This window comes from Sphingopyxis sp. Geo25 (genome assembly GCF_949769135.1).
In the GTDB taxonomy this organism is placed as follows: Bacteria; Pseudomonadota; Alphaproteobacteria; order Sphingomonadales; family Sphingomonadaceae; genus Sphingopyxis.
Map to the genome: position 1 here is coordinate 127,816 of NZ_CATKOZ010000005.1, position 20,913 is coordinate 148,728.

The 20,913-nt window shown below is 64.8% G+C and carries 25 protein-coding genes; 13 read left to right on the forward strand and 12 right to left on the reverse strand.

From position 1 onward, the window contains the following. Positions 1–25 precede the first annotated feature (25 nt). From QOL68_RS14280 to QOL68_RS14295, 4 genes are read left to right on the forward strand one after another with little or no spacing between them, the layout of a single operon-like run. Positions 26–274 carry a BolA family protein gene (locus tag QOL68_RS14280; protein WP_058455525.1) on the forward strand — a complete coding sequence of 83 codons (249 nt, stop codon included), beginning with the start codon at positions 26–28 and terminating at the stop codon, positions 272–274. Positions 275–285: 11 nt separating this feature from the next. Beyond that, a complete protein-coding gene (locus tag QOL68_RS14285; RefSeq protein ID WP_058455393.1) occupies positions 286–645 on the forward strand; it encodes a DUF2200 domain-containing protein in 360 nt (119 codons plus the stop codon). Beyond that, the gene (locus QOL68_RS14290) at positions 642–1,013 is read left to right on the forward strand and encodes a cupin domain-containing protein (RefSeq protein ID WP_197410149.1); all 372 of its coding nucleotides are present in this window, start codon (positions 642–644) and stop codon (positions 1,011–1,013) included. Before QOL68_RS14285 ends, QOL68_RS14290 begins: the two co-directional genes overlap by 4 nt. After that, the gene (locus tag QOL68_RS14295) at positions 1,013–1,897 is read left to right on the forward strand and encodes a pirin family protein (RefSeq protein ID WP_282949801.1); all 885 of its coding nucleotides are present in this window, start codon (positions 1,013–1,015) and stop codon (positions 1,895–1,897) included. The genes QOL68_RS14290 and QOL68_RS14295 overlap by 1 nt, the downstream gene beginning before the upstream one ends. Before the next feature lie 210 nt (positions 1,898–2,107). Here QOL68_RS14295 and QOL68_RS14300 read toward each other — a convergent pair whose 3' ends face one another. Then, positions 2,108–2,926, reverse strand: coding sequence for a PhzF family phenazine biosynthesis protein (locus tag QOL68_RS14300; protein WP_282949800.1), 819 nt, complete (start codon positions 2,924–2,926; stop codon positions 2,108–2,110). Continuing rightward, positions 2,923–3,501: a pyridoxamine 5'-phosphate oxidase gene (gene pdxH, locus QOL68_RS14305; protein WP_282949799.1), complete on the reverse strand. Its 579-nt coding sequence runs from the start codon at positions 3,499–3,501 to the stop codon at positions 2,923–2,925. Before pdxH ends, QOL68_RS14300 begins: the two co-directional genes overlap by 4 nt. Before the next feature lie 130 nt (positions 3,502–3,631). Here pdxH and QOL68_RS14310 point away from each other — a divergent pair, with 130 nt between their 5' ends. The 7 genes from QOL68_RS14310 to QOL68_RS14340 all read left to right on the forward strand — a co-directional run bounded on the left by QOL68_RS14310 (position 3,632) and on the right by QOL68_RS14340 (position 11,282). Beyond that, positions 3,632–4,558 carry a DnaJ C-terminal domain-containing protein gene (locus QOL68_RS14310; RefSeq protein ID WP_282949798.1) on the forward strand — a complete coding sequence of 309 codons (927 nt, stop codon included), beginning with the start codon at positions 3,632–3,634 and terminating at the stop codon, positions 4,556–4,558. A gap of 3 nt (positions 4,559–4,561) precedes the next feature. After that, a complete protein-coding gene (locus QOL68_RS14315; RefSeq protein WP_282949797.1) occupies positions 4,562–5,644 on the forward strand; it encodes a YihY/virulence factor BrkB family protein in 1,083 nt (360 codons plus the stop codon). Then, positions 5,641–6,468, forward strand: coding sequence for an enoyl-ACP reductase FabI (gene fabI / locus QOL68_RS14320; RefSeq protein WP_282949796.1), 828 nt, complete (start codon positions 5,641–5,643; stop codon positions 6,466–6,468). Before QOL68_RS14315 ends, fabI begins: the two co-directional genes overlap by 4 nt. Continuing rightward, a complete protein-coding gene (locus QOL68_RS14325; protein WP_282949795.1) occupies positions 6,461–6,991 on the forward strand; it encodes a GNAT family N-acetyltransferase in 531 nt (176 codons plus the stop codon). The genes fabI and QOL68_RS14325 overlap by 8 nt, the downstream gene beginning before the upstream one ends. 4 nt (positions 6,992–6,995) lie before the next feature. Beyond that, on the forward strand, positions 6,996–8,072 hold the full coding sequence (gene aroC / locus QOL68_RS14330; RefSeq protein ID WP_282949794.1) for a chorismate synthase: 1,077 nt from the start codon (positions 6,996–6,998) through the stop codon (positions 8,070–8,072). A gap of 1 nt (position 8,073) precedes the next feature. Further along, complete coding sequence (locus QOL68_RS14335; RefSeq protein WP_282949793.1) at positions 8,074–9,858, forward strand: SLC13 family permease; 1,785 nt, start codon at positions 8,074–8,076, stop codon at positions 9,856–9,858. A gap of 74 nt (positions 9,859–9,932) precedes the next feature. Beyond that, complete coding sequence (locus QOL68_RS14340; RefSeq protein ID WP_282949792.1) at positions 9,933–11,282, forward strand: dicarboxylate/amino acid:cation symporter; 1,350 nt, start codon at positions 9,933–9,935, stop codon at positions 11,280–11,282. 9 nt (positions 11,283–11,291) lie between these two features. On the opposite strand, the gene QOL68_RS14345 is transcribed toward QOL68_RS14340, so the two are convergent. Then, positions 11,292–12,218, reverse strand: a complete 927-nt coding sequence (locus tag QOL68_RS14345; RefSeq protein WP_282949791.1) for a hypothetical protein — start codon at positions 12,216–12,218, stop codon at positions 11,292–11,294. Positions 12,219–12,390: 172 nt separating this feature from the next. Between QOL68_RS14345 and QOL68_RS14350 the strand changes: the two genes are divergently transcribed. Together QOL68_RS14350 and QOL68_RS14355 are read left to right on the forward strand one after the other, a co-directional pair. Continuing rightward, positions 12,391–13,782 (forward strand): cytochrome P450, encoded by a 1,392-nt coding sequence (locus QOL68_RS14350; RefSeq protein WP_282949790.1) that lies wholly within the window; start codon positions 12,391–12,393, stop codon positions 13,780–13,782. Between the two features lie 37 nt (positions 13,783–13,819). Beyond that, complete coding sequence (locus QOL68_RS14355; RefSeq protein WP_204993742.1) at positions 13,820–14,536, forward strand: extensin-like domain-containing protein; 717 nt, start codon at positions 13,820–13,822, stop codon at positions 14,534–14,536. Here QOL68_RS14355 and QOL68_RS14360 read toward each other — a convergent pair whose 3' ends face one another. The 9 genes from QOL68_RS14360 to sufB all read right to left on the reverse strand — a co-directional run bounded on the left by QOL68_RS14360 (position 14,537) and on the right by sufB (position 20,913). Then, positions 14,537–14,893 carry a HesB/IscA family protein gene (locus tag QOL68_RS14360; RefSeq protein ID WP_204993743.1) on the reverse strand — a complete coding sequence of 119 codons (357 nt, stop codon included), beginning with the start codon at positions 14,891–14,893 and terminating at the stop codon, positions 14,537–14,539. It lies immediately after the preceding gene. Next, on the reverse strand, positions 14,893–15,363 hold the full coding sequence (locus QOL68_RS14365; protein WP_282949789.1) for an SUF system Fe-S cluster assembly protein: 471 nt from the start codon (positions 15,361–15,363) through the stop codon (positions 14,893–14,895). The genes QOL68_RS14360 and QOL68_RS14365 overlap by 1 nt, the downstream gene beginning before the upstream one ends. Further along, positions 15,360–16,541, reverse strand: coding sequence for an aminotransferase class V-fold PLP-dependent enzyme (locus QOL68_RS14370; RefSeq protein WP_282949788.1), 1,182 nt, complete (start codon positions 16,539–16,541; stop codon positions 15,360–15,362). Before QOL68_RS14370 ends, QOL68_RS14365 begins: the two co-directional genes overlap by 4 nt. After that, complete coding sequence (locus QOL68_RS14375) at positions 16,538–17,269, reverse strand: SufD family Fe-S cluster assembly protein (RefSeq protein ID WP_282949787.1); 732 nt, start codon at positions 17,267–17,269, stop codon at positions 16,538–16,540. The genes QOL68_RS14370 and QOL68_RS14375 overlap by 4 nt, the downstream gene beginning before the upstream one ends. A 109-nt stretch (positions 17,270–17,378) precedes the next feature. Then, a complete protein-coding gene (gene sufC / locus QOL68_RS14380) occupies positions 17,379–18,122 on the reverse strand; it encodes a Fe-S cluster assembly ATPase SufC (RefSeq protein ID WP_282949786.1) in 744 nt (247 codons plus the stop codon). A gap of 7 nt (positions 18,123–18,129) precedes the next feature. Then, positions 18,130–18,387: a hypothetical protein gene (locus QOL68_RS14385; RefSeq protein WP_282949785.1), complete on the reverse strand. Its 258-nt coding sequence runs from the start codon at positions 18,385–18,387 to the stop codon at positions 18,130–18,132. Continuing rightward, on the reverse strand, positions 18,384–18,905 hold the full coding sequence (locus QOL68_RS14390) for an endonuclease domain-containing protein (RefSeq protein WP_282949784.1): 522 nt from the start codon (positions 18,903–18,905) through the stop codon (positions 18,384–18,386). Before QOL68_RS14390 ends, QOL68_RS14385 begins: the two co-directional genes overlap by 4 nt. A 91-nt stretch (positions 18,906–18,996) precedes the next feature. Then, on the reverse strand, positions 18,997–19,266 hold the full coding sequence (locus QOL68_RS14395; RefSeq protein WP_058455376.1) for a hypothetical protein: 270 nt from the start codon (positions 19,264–19,266) through the stop codon (positions 18,997–18,999). 159 nt (positions 19,267–19,425) lie between these two features. Further along, positions 19,426–20,913, reverse strand: coding sequence for a Fe-S cluster assembly protein SufB (sufB, locus tag QOL68_RS14400; protein WP_282949783.1), 1,488 nt, complete (start codon positions 20,911–20,913; stop codon positions 19,426–19,428).

Consider the following 20,913-nt stretch of genomic DNA (forward strand, 5'->3'; position numbering starts at 1 on the left):
CAGCAAAGGCCCCGCACAGCAAGAGATGGAAAGCCTGCTCGCCGCAGCCTTTCCCGACGCCATATTCACCCTCAGCAACGATAGCGCGAATCATCATGGCCACGCCGGCGACGACGGGTCGGGCGAGTCGCATTTCAGTCTCAGGATCGAATGGGCGGGCTTCGCCGGCCAAAGCCGCGTCGCGCGGCAGCGTGCGGTCAACAAGGCGCTTGGCGACCTGCCCGGCCAGCGCGTCCACGCGCTCGCGATCAGGGCGACGGCTCCGGGAGAATAGGACGGTCGGTCATGGATGAGCATCGCATCTACGGCTACAGCTTTGCCAGCGTCTATCCGCACTATGTCGCCAAGGCAGAGCGCAAGGGACGCACCAAGGCCGAGGTTGATGAGATCATTCGCTGGCTCACCGGTTATAGTCAGAAGGAACTGGAGGTGCAGATCGCGACGAAGGCGGACCTCAGGGCGTTTTACGGCGACGCGCCAGCGCTGAATGTCGCCCGCGACCAGATCAAGGGCCTCGTTTGCGGCATCCGCGTCGAAGAGATCGCCGAGCCCCTGATGCGCGAAATCCGCTATCTCGACAAACTGATCGACGAACTTGCGAAGGGAAAGGCAATGGAAAAAATCTTGCGGGCGCCCGCGCCGTGACAATCGACAAGGTCAATCTCGCCGAAGCCTTCGGCAGCTTCCACGATCATTGGAACCCGCGCGTCGCGGGCGATATCAACGATTTCCAGGTCAAGCTGGTCAAGCTCGAGGGCAAGTTCGACTGGCATCACCACACGCAAGAAGACGAGCTTTTCCTCGTTGTCGCCGGCCGCATGAAGATGGCGTTGCGCGACCGCGACGTCATCGTCGAGCCCGGCGAGTTCATCATCGTCCCGCACGGCGTCGAACATTGCCCCGAGGCGCTGGACGGGGAGTGCTCGGTGCTGCTGCTCGAACCCAATTCGACCTTGAACACAGGCAATGTCGAGACAGGAAAGACCCGCAAGACGCTGGAAAGGCTTGGCTGATGGTCACAATCATCACTCCCTCGACCCACGACATCGGCGCGTTCGACGTGCGGCGGACCTTGCCGAACAAGGAACGGACGATGGTCGGCCCGTTCATCTTCGTCGACCAGTTCGGCCCGGCGCATTTCGACATCGGGCACGGGATGGATGTGCGCCCGCACCCGCACATCAACCTGTCGACGCTGACCTATCTGTTCGAGGGCGCGATCGACCATCGCGACAGTCTCGGCACCTATGCGACGATCCGTCCCGGCGCGTGCAACCTGATGACCGCCGGGCGCGGGATCGTCCATTCGGAGCGCACGCCGCCGGCAGAGCGCGCCAGCGGTTCGCCGATCTCGGGCATGCAGACCTGGCTTGCGCTGCCCGACGGCAAGGAAGAGGTCGATCCGGCGTTCGAGCATGTCGCCGCCGAGGATCTCCCGATCGTCGAGGACGGGCAGGTGTCGGCACGCGTGATCATGGGCAGCCTGTGGGGCGTCACGGCACCGACGACGCAGCATAGCGCGACGATCTATGCCGACGTCCTGATGAACGCCGGGGCCTCGTTGCCGATCGAGGCCGAGGCCGACGAACGCGCGGTGCTCGTCGCGATGGGCGACGCCCGTCTCGATGACGAGGCGCTCGACCGCTACAGCCTCTATATCCTGAAGCCGGGGCAGGCGATGACATTGCACGCCGACAGCGATGCGCGCGTGATGCTTCTCGGCGGCGAGGCGTTCACGACCCCGCGCCATCTGTGGTGGAATTTCGTCAGTTCGTCGCGCGACCGCATCAGCGAGGCCAAGCGCGACTGGAAGGAGCGCAAATTCCCGCTCGTCCCCGGCGACACCGAGGAGTTCATTCCGCTGCCAGGGATGCCGAAGGTGCCTGACTATCCCTGAGAGGTGATTTTCGGCTGGACCACGACATTTATGGCATCGTCATCGCGAACTTGTTTGAGGATCATTGGCCTGACGTTTCCTTCGGCACCGCGTCAAATTCGAGCTTGGTCCATCGATGCTGAAACAGCGAAGCCATCGCGGAGCCAGCATGACGAGAATTGAGGGGCGGCTACGGCTCCTCACACCAAAGCGGGACGCTCCCGCCTGAACCTACAGCAGGAACTCCCCCGCCAGCGTGGTCACGCAGCGCCCCGAAAGCTCGACCCGATCGTCCACCAGGCGGCACCCCACATGCCCGCCGCGCGCGCTCGCCTGGTAGGCCGCGAAATGATCGCGGCCGAGGCGCGTCGTCCAATAGGGCGCGAGTACGCTGTGCGCCGATCCGGTCACCGGATCTTCGGGAATCCCCGCGCCGGGAGCGAAGGCGCGGCTGACGACGTCGGCGCCCGACGGGTCTCCGGTACCGGGTGCGGTCGCGATATAGAGGATGTCGCCCTCGCTCAGCGCCGCGAGATCGGGCGTCAGCGCGCGGAGTTCCTCGGCGCTGTGATAGACGATCAGCGCATAGCCGCTATCGTGCCACAGCGTCTCGACGACATCGCCGCCCATAGCGCGCGCGACGTCGGGTAGCGGCCTGGCCGTCGCGCGATAGGCCGGGAGCCTCATCAGATAGGCATCGTCGTCGCCGCTTCGTGTGACCTGCAATATGCCTGCCTTGCGCGTGCGGAAGCGCATTTCATTCCGCCATTGCGCCGCCGATAGCAGGACATGCCCGCTGGCAAGCGTCGCATGGCCGCACAGCGCGACCTCAAGCGTCGGGGTGAACCAGCGCAACTCGTAATCGGCCTCGCCGCTGTCGTCGGGGACGAGGAACGCGGTTTCCGCAAGATTATTCTCGGCCGCCATCGCCTGCAGCAGATCGTCGCCGAGCCATTCATCGAGCGGCATCACCGCGGCGGGATTGCCGGTAAAGGGCCGGTCGGCAAAGGCGTCGACGCGGGTGATCGGGAAGGAACGCAGCGCGGTCATGGGTAGAGAAGCCCTTTCGTCCATCCTTCGCCGCTGCGGACATAGAGGTTACGCTCGTGAAGGCGATGTTCGCGGTCCTGCCAGAATTCGATCCGTTCGGGCGTGACCCGCCATCCCGACCAGCGCGGCGGGCGCGGCACGTCTTGCCCCGCGAACCGCGCCTGCATCTCGGCGAAGCGGGCTTCGAACGTTGCGCGGCTATCGAGCGGGCGCGACTGGTCGCTCGCCCAGGCGCCAAGCTGGCTGTCGCGGCTGCGCGTGGCGAAATAGGCGTCGGCGGTGGCATCGTCGACCGGCGTGACCACCCCCTCGATACGGATCTGCCGCCGCAACGATTTCCAGTGAAAGAGCAGCGCCACATGCGCGTTCGCGGCGAGTTCGCCGCCCTTGCGGCTGTCGAGGTTGGTGTAAAAGACGAAGCCGTCGGGGCCGTGGCCTTTCAGCAGCACCATCCGCACCGAAGGTCGCCCGTCGGGCGTGCTCGTCGCCAGTGCCATGGCATTGCCGTCGTTGGGCTCGCTCGCGCGGGCTTCCGTGAACCAGGTGTCGAACAGCGCAAAGGGATCGTCGGTCATGCGCGCGTCATAATGCGGGGCGGAGCGATGGTCGAGCGAAAGCGGCGGCCTTGACCGTTTCGCGCAATGTTCCCACATCGCCCGCTAATGGGCCTTCACGGCCGGTCACTTATCGGGCTATTGACGACAGATGGCAGACCCTTATTCAACCCTTGGCATATCGAAGAGCGCGACCGAGGCGGAGGTCAAGTCCGCGTACCGCAAACTCGCCAAGGAACTGCACCCCGACCGGAACAAGGACAATCCGAAGGCGGCGGAAAAATTTTCCGACGTGACCAAGGCCTATGATCTGTTGTCCGACAAGACGAAGCGCGCGCAGTTCGACCGCGGCGAAATCGATTCGGAGGGCAACCCCGCGATGCCCTTCGGCTTCGGTGGCGGCGGCGGGTTTCGTGGCGATCCGCGCGGCCAGCCACAGGGCGGTTTCGGCGGGTTCGGCGGCGACGGCGCCGATTTCGGAGATATTTTCGAGGGACTGTTCGGCGGCCGCGGTGGCGGCGGGCCGTTCGGCTTCGGCGGCCACAGCGCGCCGCCCGCGAAGGGCGCGAACGTCGGCTATCGGCTGTCGGTCCCTTTCATCGACGCCGCGACCCTGGCCATGCAGCGGATCACGCTGTCGGACGGCAAGACGATCGACCTCAAGCTGCCTGCCGGGGTCGAGACGGGCACGCAGATGCGGCTTGCGGGCAAGGGGCAGCCGGGACCCGGCGGCAATGGCGACGGCATCGTCACCATCGCGGTCAAGGATCACCCCTTCTTCGAACGCGACGGCGACAATATCCGTCTCGACCTGCCGGTCACGCTGAACGAGGCGGTCAGGGGCGCGAAGATCAAGGTGCCGACCGTTGACGGGCCGGTGATGCTGTCGATTCCAGCCGGTTCGACCTCGGGCAAGGTCATGCGCCTCAAGGGCAAGGGTTTCAGCCGGAAGGGCGGCGGGCGCGGCGACCAGCTCGTACGGCTGATGGTCGACCTGCCCGCGAACGATACCGATCTTGCGAAGGCGTTGGAGGGGTGGACCGACGGCCGCGCGGTGCGAGCGGATCTTGGCGTGTGATGCGTGGCTGATCGCAAACAGGAAAATGCCGCTGCCGCGCTTGAGCGCGAAGTGGCCGAGGAAGTCGGCCAGGAATTTCTTGCCGAGGGGCATTCGCCCCACTCGCCCGAAGCCCGCGCCGAGCGCGCGAAGCGCACGCACCTGCGCGCGCGGGCGCAGGGGGTCATCGAGCGCGGGCGCGAGACGCTGGGGCCGGGAACGCGCGTATTTCACGTGCTTCGCCGGGTTGTCGTCGGCACGTACACCGACGGCTTCATCCACGCGGGCAATCTCGCCTATCTCGCGCTGATCGCTCTCTTCCCCTTCTTCATCCTGCTCGCTGCGGTGCTGAGCGTTCTGGGCGGTAGTTTCGGCGGCGAGCGCGCAATCGAGGCGGTGTTCTCGGTGATGCCGCCGACGGTGGCGCGGGCGCTGGAAGGCCCGATCCGCGAGGTGATGACCGCGCGCACCGGGCTGTTCCTCTGGCTCGGCGCGCTAGTCGCCTTGTGGACCGTGGGCAGCTTCATCGAAACGATGCGCGACATATTGCGCCGCGCCTATGGCACGCATTTCTCGCGCGGCTTCTTTCACTACCGCCTGATCTCGATCGGCATCATCTCGGGCGCGGTCGTGCTGATGCTCATCTCGTTCAGCATGCAGGTGCTGATCGTGGGCATCGAGCAGTTCGTCGAGCGTGTCCTGCCGCCCGCCTATCAGTCGGCGGGCGTGGTCGCCATTTCGCGCGGGGTGTCGGGCTTTGGCCTGTTCGTTGCGATCTACCTGCTCTTTTATTCGCTGACCCCGTCCAAGTACCGCACCCGGCAATTCCCCAAATGGCCGGGCGCGCTGTTCACGACGCTCTGGTGGATCGCGGTCACGCTGGCATTGCCTCCGCTGCTTGCCGGCCTGTTTCGCTATGACGCGACCTACGGCAGCCTTGCGGGCGTGATGATCGCGCTGTTCTTTTTCTACCTCGTCGGATTGGGTATGGTGATCGGCGCCGAACTGAATGCCGCGCTCGTCGAGGTTGAGGATTTGGGCCACGACGCTATTGGGCGCGCGGACGATGTGATTATCGAAGACAAAAAGGCCGGAGAAGAAAAATGACGGGTCTGATGAAGGGCAAGCGCGGGCTGATCATGGGTCTCGCGAACGACAAGTCGCTCGCCTGGGGCATTGCCAAGGCGCTGCACGCGCATGGCGCCGAGCTGGCGATTTCCTATCAGGGCGAGGTGATGGAAAAGCGGGTGAAGCCGCTGGCCGAGCAACTCGGCTGCGATTTCCTGCTCGATTGCGACGTCGCCGATATGGACAATCTCGATGCGGCTTTCGCGACGTTGGCAGCCCGCTGGCCGACGATCGACTTCGTCGTCCATGCCATCGGCTACACCAACAAGGAAGCGCTGCGCGGCCATTATGCCGACGTGACGCTCGACGACTTCCTGATGACGATGAACATCAGCGTCTACAGCTTCACGGCGGTCGCCAAGCGCGCGGCGGCGATGATGACGCCCTTCGATCCCGAAACGGGCACCGGCGGCGGCTCGCTGCTGACGCTCAGCTATTATGGCGCCGAGAAGGTGATCCCGCATTACAACGTCATGGGCGTCGCCAAGTCGGCGCTCGAGACCAGCGTCAAATATCTCGCCAACGACTACGGCCCGCAGGGTGTGCGCGTAAACGCGATCTCGGCCGGACCGATCAAGACGCTGGCCGCGTCGGGCATCGGCGACTTCCGCCTGATCCTGAAATGGAACGAATATAACGCGCCGCTGCGCCGCAACGTCACGATCGACGACGTCGGCGGCTCGGCGCTGTACCTGCTCAGCGACCTGGCGGCGGGCGTGACCGGCGAAACGCACCATGTCGATGCGGGTTATCATACGGTGGGCATGAAGCAGGAAGACGCGCCGGACATTGCGCTTGCCTGACGGCATCGCCATCCGTGCCGCGACGGCGGCGGATGGCGACGCGATCGACGCGGTGATCCGCGCGGCCTTTGCCGGCACCGGATTCGGGCATCAGGGCGAGGCGCGGCTGGTGCGGATGCTCGAGGCCGATGGTGACGTGTTGACGTCACTCGTCGCCGAGCGCGACGGCGCAATCGTCGGGCATGTTCTGCTCAGCCGGATGGATGTCGGGGCCGACGGCGCGGCGCTGTCGGCGGCCGGACTTGCGCCAGTGTCGGTCGCCCCGGATTACCAGCGGCAGGGGATCGGCGATGCGCTGATCCGCGCCGCGCTCGATGATCTGCGCAAACAGGGTGTGCAGATCAGCTTCGTCCTTGGTCACGCGTCCTATTACCCGCGCTTCGGCTATTCGCCCCACCTCGCCGAGCGGTTCGCATCGCCTTTTGCGGGGCCGCATTTCATGGCGATGATGCTGGACAGCGGCGCCGATTGGCCGCAATGCGGCCGCGCGAATTACGCACCCGCATTCGGCCGCTTGGGGTAGGGACATGAGTTTCAACAGCTTCGGACGCGTCTTGCGATTCACAACCTGGGGCGAGAGCCACGGGCCCGCGCTCGGTGCCGTCGTCGACGGTTGCCCGCCGCGGCTGTCGTTGTCCGAAGGCGACATCCAGCCTTTCCTCGACAAGCGTCGCCCCGGCCAGTCGCGCCACACGACGCAGCGGCAGGAACCCGACCAGGTGCGTATCCTGTCAGGCACCTTCGAGGGCAAGACGACGGGTACGCCGATCAGCCTGATGATCGAAAATGTCGACCAGCGGTCGAAGGATTATGGCGAGATCGCGCAGGCTTACCGCCCCGGCCACGCCGACTATGCCTATGATGCGAAATACGGCATTCGCGACTATCGCGGCGGCGGCCGTTCGAGCGCGCGCGAGACGGCTGCGCGCGTTGCGGCGGGCGGCGTCGCGCGGCTGATCATCCCCGAGGTGCAGATCCACGCCTGGGTCGCCGAGATCGGCGGTGACGCGATCGATCCCGCCAACTTCGACCTCGAAGAAATTGATCGCAATCCCTTTTTCTGTCCCGACCCGGCCGCGGCGCAGCGCTGGGAAGGGCTGATGGACGCCGCGCGGAAGGCAGGCAGTTCGCTCGGCGCCGTGATCGAATGCGCCGCGAGCGGGGTTCCCGCCGGCTGGGGTGCGCCGATCTATGCCAAGCTCGACAGCGACCTCGCCGCCGCCATGATGGGGATCAACGCGGTGAAGGGCGTCGAGATCGGCGCGGGATTCCACGCGGCGCGCCTGCGCGGCGAGGAAAACGCCGACCCGATGCGCCCCGCGAGCGACGGCAGCAACCGCCCCGATTTCCTGTCGAACAATGCCGGCGGCATCGCGGGCGGCATCTCGACCGGCCAGCCGGTCGTCGTGCGCGTCGCGTTCAAGCCGACCAGCTCGATCCTCACCCCCGTGCCGACGATCAACAAGGCGGGCGAGGCGGCCGACATCGTCACCAAGGGGCGCCACGACCCCTGCGTTGGTATCCGCGGCGCACCGGTGGTCGAGGCGATGATGGCGCTCGTCCTCGCCGACCACAAGCTGCTGCACAGGGCGCAGAACGGCTGACATGATAGACGCGCTGAGGGCCTTTATCGAAGCGCATCAGGCGGTCATTTCGCTGCTCGTATTGGCCGGCATTTTTGTCGGCTTCCTGATGGAGCGCCTGCCCGCGACGGTCATCGCGATCCTTGGCGCCTGCACTTATCTCGCGCTCGGCATCCTCGATGCCGATGGACTCTATTCGGTCTTTTCCAATTCGGCGCCGATCGTCATCGGCGCGATGTTCGTGCTGTCGGGCGCGCTGATCCGCACCGGCGTGATCCAGCGCGTCGCCGACGCGATCATGAAGCGCGCCGAAAAACACCCGCGCCTCGCCATCGTCGAAGTGCTCGTCGGGGCGCTTGTCGCCTCGGCCTTCCTCAACAACACCCCGGTCGTCGTCGTCCTGATCCCGATCGTGCTGAAACTTGCCGAGGTAACGGGGGTGAGCGCAAAAAAGCTGCTGATGCCGCTGTCGATCGTTGCGGTGCTGGGCGGCACGCTGACCTTGATCGGCACCTCGACCAACCTCGTGGTCGACGGCATCGTGCGGCAGGCGGGGATGGAGCGTTTCGGCATTTTCGAGATCACCCCCATCGGCCTCGTCACCGCGGCGTCGGGCATGATCGGCCTTGCACTGATGTGGTGGCTGTTGCCCTCGGACAAGCCGATAAGCGGGCCCGCGGGGACGCATGATGCGCACCAATATCTGACCGAACTCGTCTTGAGCGAGGACGACGATCTCGTCGCCATGACGGTCGAAGCGTTCCGGGACCTGCCGCGCTCGGGCCGTATCGTCGGCGTGCGCCGGGGCACCGCGGTCGTGCGCGGCGCCGACCTCGACAGCTGGATTCTGGCCGCGGGTGACCGGCTGATCGTCCGCGTCGACGGCGCGACGCTCATGACCTGGCGCGAGCAGGGCCGCTTCGGCCTCGGGATCGGCGGGGGGGAGCCTGCCGAAGGCGACCTCGTCGTCGAAACGATGATCGCATCGAACCATCCGGCGATCGGTCAGCGGCTGATCGATATCCCGTTCCTGCAAAAGATTCGCGCGCGGATCATCGGACTCGACCGTCCGGCGCACGAACCCGGCCCCGACCTCGCCAGCGTCCGAATCCGCCCCGCCGACCGCCTGCTCGTCGCGGCCGGGCCGCGCGAGGTCGAGGCGCTGCGCGACAACCCTCACCTCATCGGGGCGGATCTCGCGAAGGTGCGCGCCTTTCGCCGGGGCAAGGCGTGGATCGCGATCCTGTGCATGGCATCGGTCGTCGCGCTCGCGGCGTTGGATATCATGTCGATCGGGGTGGCCGCGATCATTGCCATCGGCGTCATCCTGGTGACGCGCTGCATCGACAGCGAGGAGGCGTGGGGGACGATCGACGGCGATGTGCTGATCCTTATCTTCGCGATGCTCGCCGTCGGGCTGGCGCTCGAGCAGAGCGGGGCCGTGGCGATGACGGTCGGCTGGGCGCAGCCGATGCTTGCCGGACAGCCGGCGTGGGTGCTGGTATTCGGCATCTACTTCTTCGCCCTGATCCTGTCGGAACTGCTCAGCAACAATGCGGTCGCAGCCTTGATGACGCCCGTGACATTGGCAATGGCGTCAGAGCTTGGCGTCGATCCCCGTCCGTTGGTTATCGCGCTGATGATCGGTGCGTCGGCGTGCTTCGCGACCCCGATCGGCTATCAGACGAACACGATCGTTTATGCCGCAGGCGATTATCGCTTCGTCGATTTCGTGAAGATCGGTGTGCCGTTGAACATCATCACCGGCGTGTCCAGCTGCCTCGCGATCGTGTTTTTCCTGACCTGAGATTGCTCCCCGCCGACCAGCCTGTTACCCCCGCACGATGAAATGCCCGCACCAGCGGGACAGGGGAGTTCTGGATGGCACGTCGCCTCACTTTATACATCTTGCTCGGCATGGTCCTCGGGATCATCGTCGGCTTTCTGGTGCGAAGCTTCGTGCCCGCCGACAGCCCGGAATTCGAATATTGGCTGAAGGGGTTCGGGACCCTCGCCACCATCTTCCTCAACCTCATCAAGATGCTCGTCGCGCCGCTGATCCTCGGCACGCTCATCGCCGGCATCGCGCATATGGGCGACAGTTCGGCGCTCGGCCGCATCGGCACCCGCGCGATCGCATGGTTCATCCTTGCCAGCCTGATCTCGATCAGCCTCGGGCTGATCATGGTCAATTTACTCGAGCCCGGCGCCGGTCTGCATCTCGCGGTCGGCGCGCATTCGTCGGCGGAGGTCGGCGAGGTCAAGAAGCTCGATATGTTCGAGTTCATCGAGCATATCTTCCCGAAGAATGTCATCCAGGCGATGGCGGAGAACAACGTCCTCCAGATCCTCGTCTTCGCGCTGTTCGCGGGCGTCGGCCTGTCGGCGCTGGGCGAAAAGGGCAAGCCGCTCGTCCGCGGCGCCGAGGCGCTCGCCGAACTGATGCTCCAGATCACCGGCTATGTCATGCGTCTTGCGCCGTTCGCGGTGTTCGGGGCGCTGGCCAAGGTGGTCGCGCAATATGGCCTCGGCATCCTCGCCACTTACGCCGAGCTGCTGACCGAATTCTACATCTCGCTTGTCCTGCTGTGGGTGATCCTGCTCGGCGTCGGCGCGCTGTTCCTCGGCAGGCGGATCGTCGAGCTTGTCCGCTACGTCCGCGAGCCGCTGCTGATCGCTTTTTCGACCGCCTCGTCGGAAGCGGCGATGCCGAAACTGTTCGAACAGCTCGACCGCTTCGGTGTGCCGCGCCGCATTTCGGGCTTCGTGCTGCCGCTCGGCTACAGCTTCAACCTCGACGGGTCGATGATGTACGCCAGCTTCGCGACGATCTTCATCGCGCAGGCTTATGACATCGACATACCGATCGCGACACAGATCCTGATCCTGCTGACCCTGATGGTGTCGTCGAAGGGGATCGCGGCGGTGCCGCGCGCCAGCCTCGTCGTCATCACCGCGACGCTTGCGATGTTCGACCTGCCGGTCGAGGGTGTCGCGCTCGTTTTCGCGATCGACCATTTCCTCGACATGGGGCGCACCGCGACCAACGTCGTCGGCAATGCCGTCGCAACCAGCGTCATCACCAAATGGGAAGGGATGCTGGAAGAACCGGACCCCGCCTTCGACGAGCGGCCGCACGCCCCCGCGCACACCGCCCACCACGGCGCGCGCGGGCTCGAACTTCAGGAGGATATGGTCGCCGACAAGCGGACGCCGCCCGCCGACGCATGACGCGCCGCGTCAGTCCTTGTCAGGGGTGATCGACCGCTCGAACCGCTGCGACCGTTCGGGCGCCGGGGCCTGCCGCTGCGCGGGCGGCGTGTAGCGCGGCGCCGCGGACGGCGGCGCGGCCTGTGGTCGCACCGCAGCCGGCCGGTCGATCGAGGGAGCAGGGCGCGGCCGGACCGCCTCGGGGCCGCGCGGCGTGCCTCCACCCTGCCGCGGCGACCATGTCCGCACCGGGCGTTGCGCACCGGCTGGCAGATCCGCCGTCGCCTCGCCTTGCGCCACCGGCGGCGCCGGACGCGGGCGGACATAGCTGCCGCCTTCGCCGCGCGGCGGGCGCGGGCGGACGGCCGAGGGGCCGCCACCGGGGCGAACCGGGTTGGTCGTGGTCGGCGGATTGCCATCTTGGCCGCCGCTGCCCCAGCCCGGACGCGTTCCGTGCTGGCCGTCGCCGCCGGGATGCCGGGTCCAGCCGCCGGGGCGCCCGGGGCGGCCATCGCCATCCTTTCCGCCGGTCCCCGGATGGCCGGTCCAGCCGCCGGGACGCCCATTGCCATCGCCATGGCCGCCATGATGCTTCCACCACGCGCGCCGCCCGCCCCAGTAATTCAGATACTGGCCGCGCAGCGGATAGCGGTTGCGATAGCTGTCGAAGAGCCAGAGGCCGTAGCCCGGATAATAATAATTGTCGTACCAGCCGCCGCCGAAGCCGATCTGCGCGAATCCGCCGCCATAGTCCGACGCATCATAGCAGTCATAGCCATAGCCGTCGTCATAGGCATAACCGTCATAATCGTAATAGTCGGCGCCATAGCGCGACGCGCAGTCACCGCCCGAGGCGTAGCTGCTGCCGTACACATCGCCATAATAGCAGCCGCCGAGCGCGGTCGTGGCAAGCGCGCCAAGCGTCATAGCGAGAGAGCGTCGGAATGCCTTGGCCATGACTTTATCCTTTGAGGGTCAAACGGATGCGACCCGTCATCTTGCCGCGAGATTGCGCGAGTCGAGTTGAATTTGCGGTGAATGGAGTCCGCGCGCTGCGACGCGCGCTACTTGCATCGATGTCAGTAGTTCGATAGCCTGCCGCCAATCGCAACGACGGACGAGGTTTTCCATGAACGCCCCAGCGAAGTTCAACTGGTCCGAAGGCCGCTTCGGTCCCGACACCGCGCACTGGCTGCCGCGCAATCCCGACGCCGCGCTCGACCATATACCGGGCGAGGACGGGATGCCGGTGATCGGGAACACGCTCGAACAGCTTCGCGATTATCCCTCGTTCACGCGGCGCATGGTCGGCAAATATGGCCGCGTCTATCGCAACAACAGCTTCGGCGGGCGCAGCGTTGCGCTGCATGGACCCGAAGCGAACGAACTGGTGATGTTCGACCGCGAGAAAATATTCTCGTCCGAACAGGGGTGGGGACCGGTACTCAACCTGCTCTTCCCGCGCGGGCTGATGCTGATGGATTTCGAGAAGCATCGCGCCGACCGCAAGGTTCTGTCGGTCGCCTTCAAGCCCGAGCCGATGCGACACTATGCGGATTCGCTGAACGAGGGAATCCGCGACCGCGTCGCCGCATGGAGCGGCAAGACCTTCAAATTCTACCCCGCGATCAAGGAGCTGACGCTCGACCTTGCCGCGACCAGCTTCCTCGGCATCCCGTGGGGACCGGAGGCGGACAAGGTCAACAAGGCCTTCGTCGACATGGTGCAGGCGTCGATCGGGGTCGTGCGCCGTCCGCTGCCCTTCACCGCGATGGGCCGCGGCGTGAAGGGACGCGCCTATCTCGTCGACTATTTCGGCAAGATGGTGCCCGAGCGCCGTGACGGCGCGGGCGAGGATATCTTCAGCCAGATCTGCCGCGCGAGGGACGATGACGGCGAATATCTCACGACCGGTGCGATCGTCGATCATATGAATTTCCTGATGATGGCGGCGCACGACACGATCACCAGCTCGATCACCACCATGGTGTACCAACTCGCGAAACATCCCGAGTGGCAGGACCGGCTGCGCGAAGAGATGCTGAGCGTCGCGCCGGCGGGCGAGGGGGTCGGGCATAACGGCCTCGGCGAGCTGGAATTGACCGAATGGGCGTTCAAGGAGTCGCTTCGTCTCGTCCCCCCGGTGCCAAGCTTCCCGCGCCGTGCGCTAAGGGATTTCGAATTCGGCGGCTATCGCATCCCGGCCGGCACCAGCGTTGGCGTCAGCCCCGCCTTCACCCATATGATGGAGGAGCATTGGCCCGAGCCCGAAAAGTTCGACCCGATGCGCTTCGCGCCGGGGCCAACGCGCGAACGGCACAAATATGCGTGGGTTCCCTTCGGCGGCGGCGCGCATATGTGCCTGGGGTTGCACTTCGCGTACATGCAGGCGAAAATCTTCTTTCACCATGTCGTGACAACGCATCGCATCGTGGTGCGTGACGGTTACGCTCCCGAGTGGCAGATGCTTCCCATCCCGCGTCCGAAGGACGGGCTGACGGTGACGTTCGAACCGCTCTGAACTTGCCCGTTGGCGCGCCGCGCGCCATCTGGGACGAATGAAAAGCCTGCGCGCCTACCTGATCTGGTTCGCCATCGCCGTCGTGCTGGCGATCGGCGCAATCCGCGTCATGCAGTGGGTGCGCGCGCATCCCGAGCATTTCCCGGGCGCCCGTTTCGAATTCGAGCATCCGCAGGGTTGGGCGACGCACCGCAAGCTGATGAACTTTGCGGGTGACGATGCCGCCTGCTTCGCTGCCTTCGACCGGGCGAAGGCAGGCTATGAGAGACGGCCTGTCGTCGGGAGGGGGCAGTGCCGCGCGACCCAGCGGATGGTGCTGACCGGCAACGCTCTTGTGCCCACCATGCGCCCTGCCAATGCCGCGCCTGGCTGCGCCGTGACCGCGGCGATGGCGCTCTGGACGCGCGACGTTGTGCAACCCGCGGCGCGGAAATATTTCGGGCAGAATGTCGCCGAACTCGAAAATCTCGGCAGCTACAATTGCCGCAAGATCGCGGGCCGCGAGGCTCAGAGCGAGCATTCGACCGCCAATGCGATCGACATTTCGGCTTTCGTTCTCGCCGACGGGACGCGCATTTCGCTGATCAACGACTGGGCGCCAGGCGACAAGCGCAGCGAATTCCTGCACGAGGTCCGCGACGGATCGTGCGACCTGTTCTCTACGGTGCTGTCACCGGACCATAATGCGGCGCACGCCGATCATTTCCACCTCGATATGGCGGTGCGGACGGCGGGTTGGTCGATCTGCCGCTAGTTAGACGGTAAAGCTCTCGCCGCAGCCGCACGCGCCCTTGGCGTTCGGATTTTCGAACACGAAGCCGGCGGCGAAATCGTCCTCGACCCAGTCCATCGTGCTGCCGATCAGGTAGAGCACCGACGCGCCATCGATGTAGAAAATGCCGCCGGGTGTCTCGATCTTCTCGTCGAATTTCTGCTCTTCGGTGACATAGTCGACCGAGTAAGCGAGCCCCGAGCAGCCGCGACGCGGGGTGGACAGGCGGACGCCTATCGCTCCATCGGGAGCGGACGCCATCAGCTTCGCGATGCGCTCTTCGGCGCCGGCGGTAAGCGTCACCGCAGCGGGGCGCGCACGGGTTTTCGTTTCGGTCATCACAGCATTCCCAGTTCGAGCCGCGCTTCGTCGCTCATATTCTGCGGCGACCACGGCGGATCCCAGACCAGATTGACCTCGGCATCGCCGACCCCCGGCACCGCGCCGACGCGCAGTTCGACCTCGGCGGGCATCGATTCGGCGACCGGGCAATGCGGCGTCGTCAGCGTCATCGTGACCATGACATGCCCCTCGTCGATCTCGACATTGTAGATCAGGCCGAGGTCGTAGATGTTTACCGGAATTTCCGGGTCGTAGATGTCCTTCAGCGCGTTGATCACGGCCTCGTAAAGGTCGCCGCCGGCCGCGTGGGGATCGACCGCCGCGGGCTTGGCCGCCAGGAAGCCTTCCAGATAGTCGCGCTTGCGTTCCAGCTTTTCCGGAGCCGTCTCGACATCCTCGACGCGCGCCTTCGGCGGCGCCTCGACGCTCGCGACTTCTTCCACCTTGATCATGCGATCCTCGCTCATCCGAAAATCCTCTCGACGCGGGACAGGCCCTCGATCAGCGCCGCCACATCGTCTTCATTGCTGTACACGCCGAAACTCGCGCGCGCGGTCGCGGGTACCCCCAGATGCTCCATCAGCGGCTGCGCGCAATGGTGCCCGGCGCGGATCGCGACCCCGCTCTCGTCCAAGATAGTGCCGATGTCGTGCGGATGAACCCCCGCCATCGAAAAGCTCACGATTCCAGCGCTGTCTTCGGGGCCAAAAAGCGTGATGCTGTTCTTGCGCGCGAGCTGTTCGCGCAGGCTCGTCACCAAGGCGATCTCGTGGGCGTGGATCGCGTCGATCCCGATCGCTTCGACATAGTCGACGGCCGCCGCGAGCCCGATCGCCTCGATGATCGCCGGCGTGCCCGCCTCGAAGCGTGTAGGGGCGGGGGCGTAGGTCGTGCGTTCAAAGGTAACGCGGTCGATCATCGACCCGCCGCCCTGCCAGGGTGGCAGGCTGTCGAGCTTGTCGCTCCACAGCACGCCGATCCCGGTGGGGCCGTAGAGCTTGTGGCCCGAGAAGGCGTAATAGTCGCAGCCGAGCGCGACGACATCGACAGGCAGCCGCGGCACGGCCTGGCAGCCGTCGATCAGCAGCTCGGCGCCGACGCGGTGCGCGAGTTCCGCCGCGCGTGCAACGTCGAGCGGACTGCCGAGCACGTTCGACACGTGCGCAAAGGCGACCATATTGTGGTCTGGGGTCAGCAGCTTCTCTGCCGCATCGAGGTCGATACAACCGTCGGCGGTGAGCGGGCAGACATCGACCTGCCAGCCGGCAAGCTGCCAGGGCACGATATTGCTGTGATGCTCGAGCACAGAGAGCAGCACCCGACCCTTTCGCGGGTGCGAGTAGGCGACAAGGTTGATCGCCTCGGTCGCGCCGCGCACGAAGGTCACGTCGTTCTCGCGCGCGCCGATGAAGGCCGCGATCCGCCGACGCGCGGCTTCGTAGGCGAGGGTCATATCTGCCGATCGCGCATAGACGCCGCGATGCACCGTCGCATAGTCGCGGCCCATCGCGTTGACAGTGGCGTCGATCACCGACTGCGGCTTTTGCGCGGTCGCTGCGGTGTCGAGATAGTGCCAGCCGGGCGGCAGACCGGGAAAGTCGGCGCGGACGTCGGGGAAGGTGCGGAGGGCGGTCGTGGTGGTCATACCAGTTCCCCCAGCTTCGCGAGCGCAAGCGCCTGCAACCGCTCCTCATCTTCCGCGCCGTCGAACACGCCCGCGACAAAGGCCTGCAGCAGGATCTTCTTTGCCTCGGCGGGTGGCAGGCCGCGCGACTGGAGATAATAGAGGCCCATCGCATCGAGTTCGCCGATCGCGCAGCCATGCGCGCATTTCACATCGTCGGCGAAGATTTCGAGTTCGGGCTTGGCGTTGGCGGTCGCGCTGCGGTCGAGCAGCATCGCCTTCACATCCTGTTCGCTGTCGGTTTGCTGCGCATCGCGCGCGACGGCGACCTTGCCGAGGTAGGTGCCGGTGGCGGTGCCGCCCAAGACCGACCGCACGACTTGTCGCGACGTCGCGCCGGGTTCGGCGTGTGTGACGGTGGTGACGATCTCGAGATTCTGCTCGCCGCCGCCGATCTGCGCCGCCCCGAACCTGAAGTCGGCGCCTTCGTGCAGCGTCACCGCGAGCTCGATACGGCCATAGGCGCCGCCGATGTTGAGAACATGCAAATGAGCGACCGCACCCTTGCCGAGCACCAGTTCAATCTGGCGGATGTCGCCGGCGTCCTGCACGATTGCGCGTGCAAATTTACCGCCCGCGGGCACGATGATGCTCTCGGGCGCAGGTAGCGGCCACGCCGCGGTCACCGCGTCGATATCGCTATAGCGCCAGGCTTCGTCGCGCCGGGTGGGAAGTGTGGCGATCGTCAAACCACGACCTCCCACACGTCGTCACCCCGGACTTGATCCGGGGTCCACGCGGTCATGGATGCCGGATCAAGTCCGGCATGACGATGGAAGGGAAGGCGCAGGGGAATGATCACGCCGCAATCTCCGCATAGCCTTCGCGCTCGAGCTCGAGCGCCAGTTCGGGCCCGCCCGATTTGACGATGCGCCCTGCGGCTAGAACATGCACGAAATCGGGCTGCACATAGTCGAGCAGGCGCTGATAATGCGTGATCAGCAGCACCGCCTTGTCGGGGCGGCGCATGATCGCGTTGATCCCGTCGCCGACGACGCGCAGCGCGTCGATGTCGAGGCCACTGTCAGTCTCGTCGAGGATCGCGAGCTTGGGGTCGAGGATGCCCATCTGGACCATCTCGTTGCGCTTCTTCTCGCCGCCCGAAAAGCCGACGTTCACCGGACGCTTGAGCATGTCCATGTCCATCCTGAGCAGCCCCGCCTTCTCGCGCGCCAGCTTCAGGAAATCGCCGCCCGACAGCGACTCTTGCCCACGCGCCTTGCGCTGGGCGTTCAGGCTTTCGCGCAGGAACTGGACGTTCGACACGCCGGGGATTTCGACCGGATACTGGAAGCCGAGGAAAAGGCCGGCGGCGGCACGCTCGTGCGGGTCCATATCGAGCAGATCCTGTCCGTCGAAGGTCGCCGAACCCTCGGTGACTTCATACCCGGGCCGCCCGCCGAGAACATAGGACAAAGTCGACTTGCCCGCGCCGTTAGGACCCATGATCGCGTGAATCTCGCCCGCATTAATGCTGAGCGACAGACCCTTCAGGATCGGCTTGTCGGCGACGGTGGCGTGGAGGTTTTCGATTTTGAGCATTAAGTCCTCAGATCTGCGAGCCGATGTAGAAAAGCAGCGCAACGCCGATGGCCGCGCCAGCAAATCCTGCGACGAGCGAGTGCAACCACCACTGCCCCGTGGGATTGCGCATGTAAGAAACCAAGCCAATGGTGATCGTTGCCAAAACGACAAACGGGGCGGCAAATATCAAGTCTGGGTCAATAAACACGGACGCCAATAGCGCTGCAAAAATTGGAGAGACGGCAAGCGTCAGGTTCCGCACGAGAAAGACGCTTAAGGTCACCCCACGCTCCCCTCAAGGCTGATCCCTTGCAATATCTGCGCCTCGACCACGTCAAGCCCCTCCCCTTCAGGGGAGGGGTTGGGGTGGGGCCTTTCGGCCTGACGCACCGCCTGGGCGATGAACGTCAGCACGCCGTCCATATTCTCCATGACGTCGGCGTTCGTCACCCGAGCCACACGAAAGCCATGCCCGGCCAGAATATCGTCGCGCAGCCGGTCCTTCGCTTCATCATGCGTATCGCCATCGACCTCGACGATCAGCTTGACCGAAGGGCAGCCGAAATCGGCAATGAAATGACCGATCACCTGCTGGCGGCGAAATTTGAGCCCGCCGAGCTGGCTGTTCGACAGATGCCGCCACAACCGCTTCTCGGGCTCGGTCGGATTGCGGCGCATATCCGCGGCACGGCGATGCAGCTCGGCGAGGCGTTCGGCCGATAGGCCCCACCCCCGACCCCTCCCCTGAAGGGGAGGGGCTTGGGTTTGTTTCGCATGGTCGCTTAAGGTCAGCTGCGTCATCCCGCGCGCCCCTCGACACCCGCCGCAGTCTTTAGCGGCTGGCGACGCAAATCAGCGCCCGTCAACCTTTTGGCGGCGAGCCCGGTGGCGCCTATTCGGCGGCGAAGATTTCCACCAGTTCCGAATTGCCAACTTCTTCCAGACTGATCACGCTGGTGTTCTGCAATTGCTGCAGGCGCCGGATCAGCAGGTTTATGGCATGGTGCGGAATTGTGATCACGTCGTCGCGATCCCCGCGCTCCGATGATCCCTTCTGCTGCCGGATGGCTACGCCCTGTTGCGTAGGATAGGCGGCGATCGCCTGGACCGGATGTACGACCAGATCGGCCTCTGCCCAGTTGAATTCCAAACCGCGTGCCATAGCGCTGCCTCCAGACCGAATCGGACTGAAGAAAACAATAGGACAGCGGCGCGTTTCGCCATGTCCCCGGATGCGGACTGGAGGAAATTATAGTTAACAAGCGCCCATCTTTGGCGTCGTTATCGGACCAGGCGCGGAAGATTGTCTCAGTTTGGGGCATCATCCGACGCTCCCTTCGAGCGAAATGCCAAGCAGCTTCTGCGCCTCGACCGCGAATTCCATCGGCAACTGCTGCAGCACTTCCTTGGCAAAGCCGTTGACGATCAGCGCCACCGCCTCTTCCTGCCCCAGCCCGCGCTGCATCGCGTAGAAGAGCTGATCGTCGCTGATCTTGCTCGTCGTCGCTTCATGCTCGACGGTCGCGGTGGGATTGCGGACCTCGATGTACGGCACCGTATGTGCGCCGCAGGTGCTGCCCAATAGCAGGCTGTCGCACTGGGTGAAGTTGCGCACCCCTTCGGCATTGGGCGCGACGCGGACGAGGCCGCGATAGGTGTTGTTCGACTTGCCCGCGCTGATCCCCTTCGAAACGATGGTCGAGCGCGTGCGCTTGCCATTGTGGATCATCTTGGTGCCGGTGTCGGCCTGCTGGTAATTGTTGGTCACCGCGACCGAATAGAATTCGCCGACGCTGTCGTCGCCGTTCAATACGCAGCTCGGATATTTCCACGTGATCGCCGATCCGGTTTCGACCTGCGTCCACGACACCTTGCTGCGCTTGCCCTGACAGAGCGCGCGTTTGGTCACGAAATTATAGATGCCGCCCAGCCCCTCGGCGTTGCCGGGATACCAGTTCTGGACCGTGCTGTACTTGATCTCGGCATCGTCGAGCGCGACCAGTTCGACCACCGCGGCATGAAGCTGGTTCTCGTCGCGCATCGGCGCGGTGCAGCCTTCGAGATAGGAGACATAGGCGCCCTTGTCGGCGACGATCAGCGTCCGCTCGAATTGCCCCGTATTTTCGGCGTTGATACGGAAATAGGTCGAAAGCTCCATCGGGCAGCGCACGCCCTCGGGCACATAGACGAACGTCCCGTCCGAAAAGACCGCGCAGTTCAATGTCGCGAAATAATTGTCGTGCATCGGCACGACACGCCCAAGCCACTTCTTCACCAGTTCGGGATATTCGCGGATCGCTTCCGAGATCGACAGGAAGATCACGCCCGCGCGCTTCAGTTCCTCGCGGAAGGTCGTCGCGACGCTGACGCTGTCGAACACCGCGTCGACCGCGACCTTGCGCGCACCCTCGACCCCCGCAAGCACCTTCTGCTCCTCGATCGGGATGCCGAGCTTCTTATACACCTCGAGGATCTCGGGATCGACCTCGTCGAGGCTCGAGAGCTTCGGTTTCGCCTTCGGCGCCGCATAATAGTACGCGTCTTGGTAGTCGATCGGCGGCACGTTGAGCTTCGCCCAGTCGGGCGTCTCCATCGTCAGCCAGTGACGGAACGCCTTCAACCGCCAGTCGAGCATCCATTCGGGCTCGTTCTTCTTGGCGCTGATGAAGCGAACCGTATCCTCGGTGAGCCCTTTGGGCGCAAAGTCGGTCTCGATGGCCGACGACCAGCCATGCTCGTAATCGGCGACTTTTGCGGCGGCGTCGTGCGCGGCCTGATCCTTCAGGGGGAGTTCGGTGTTCTCGGTCAT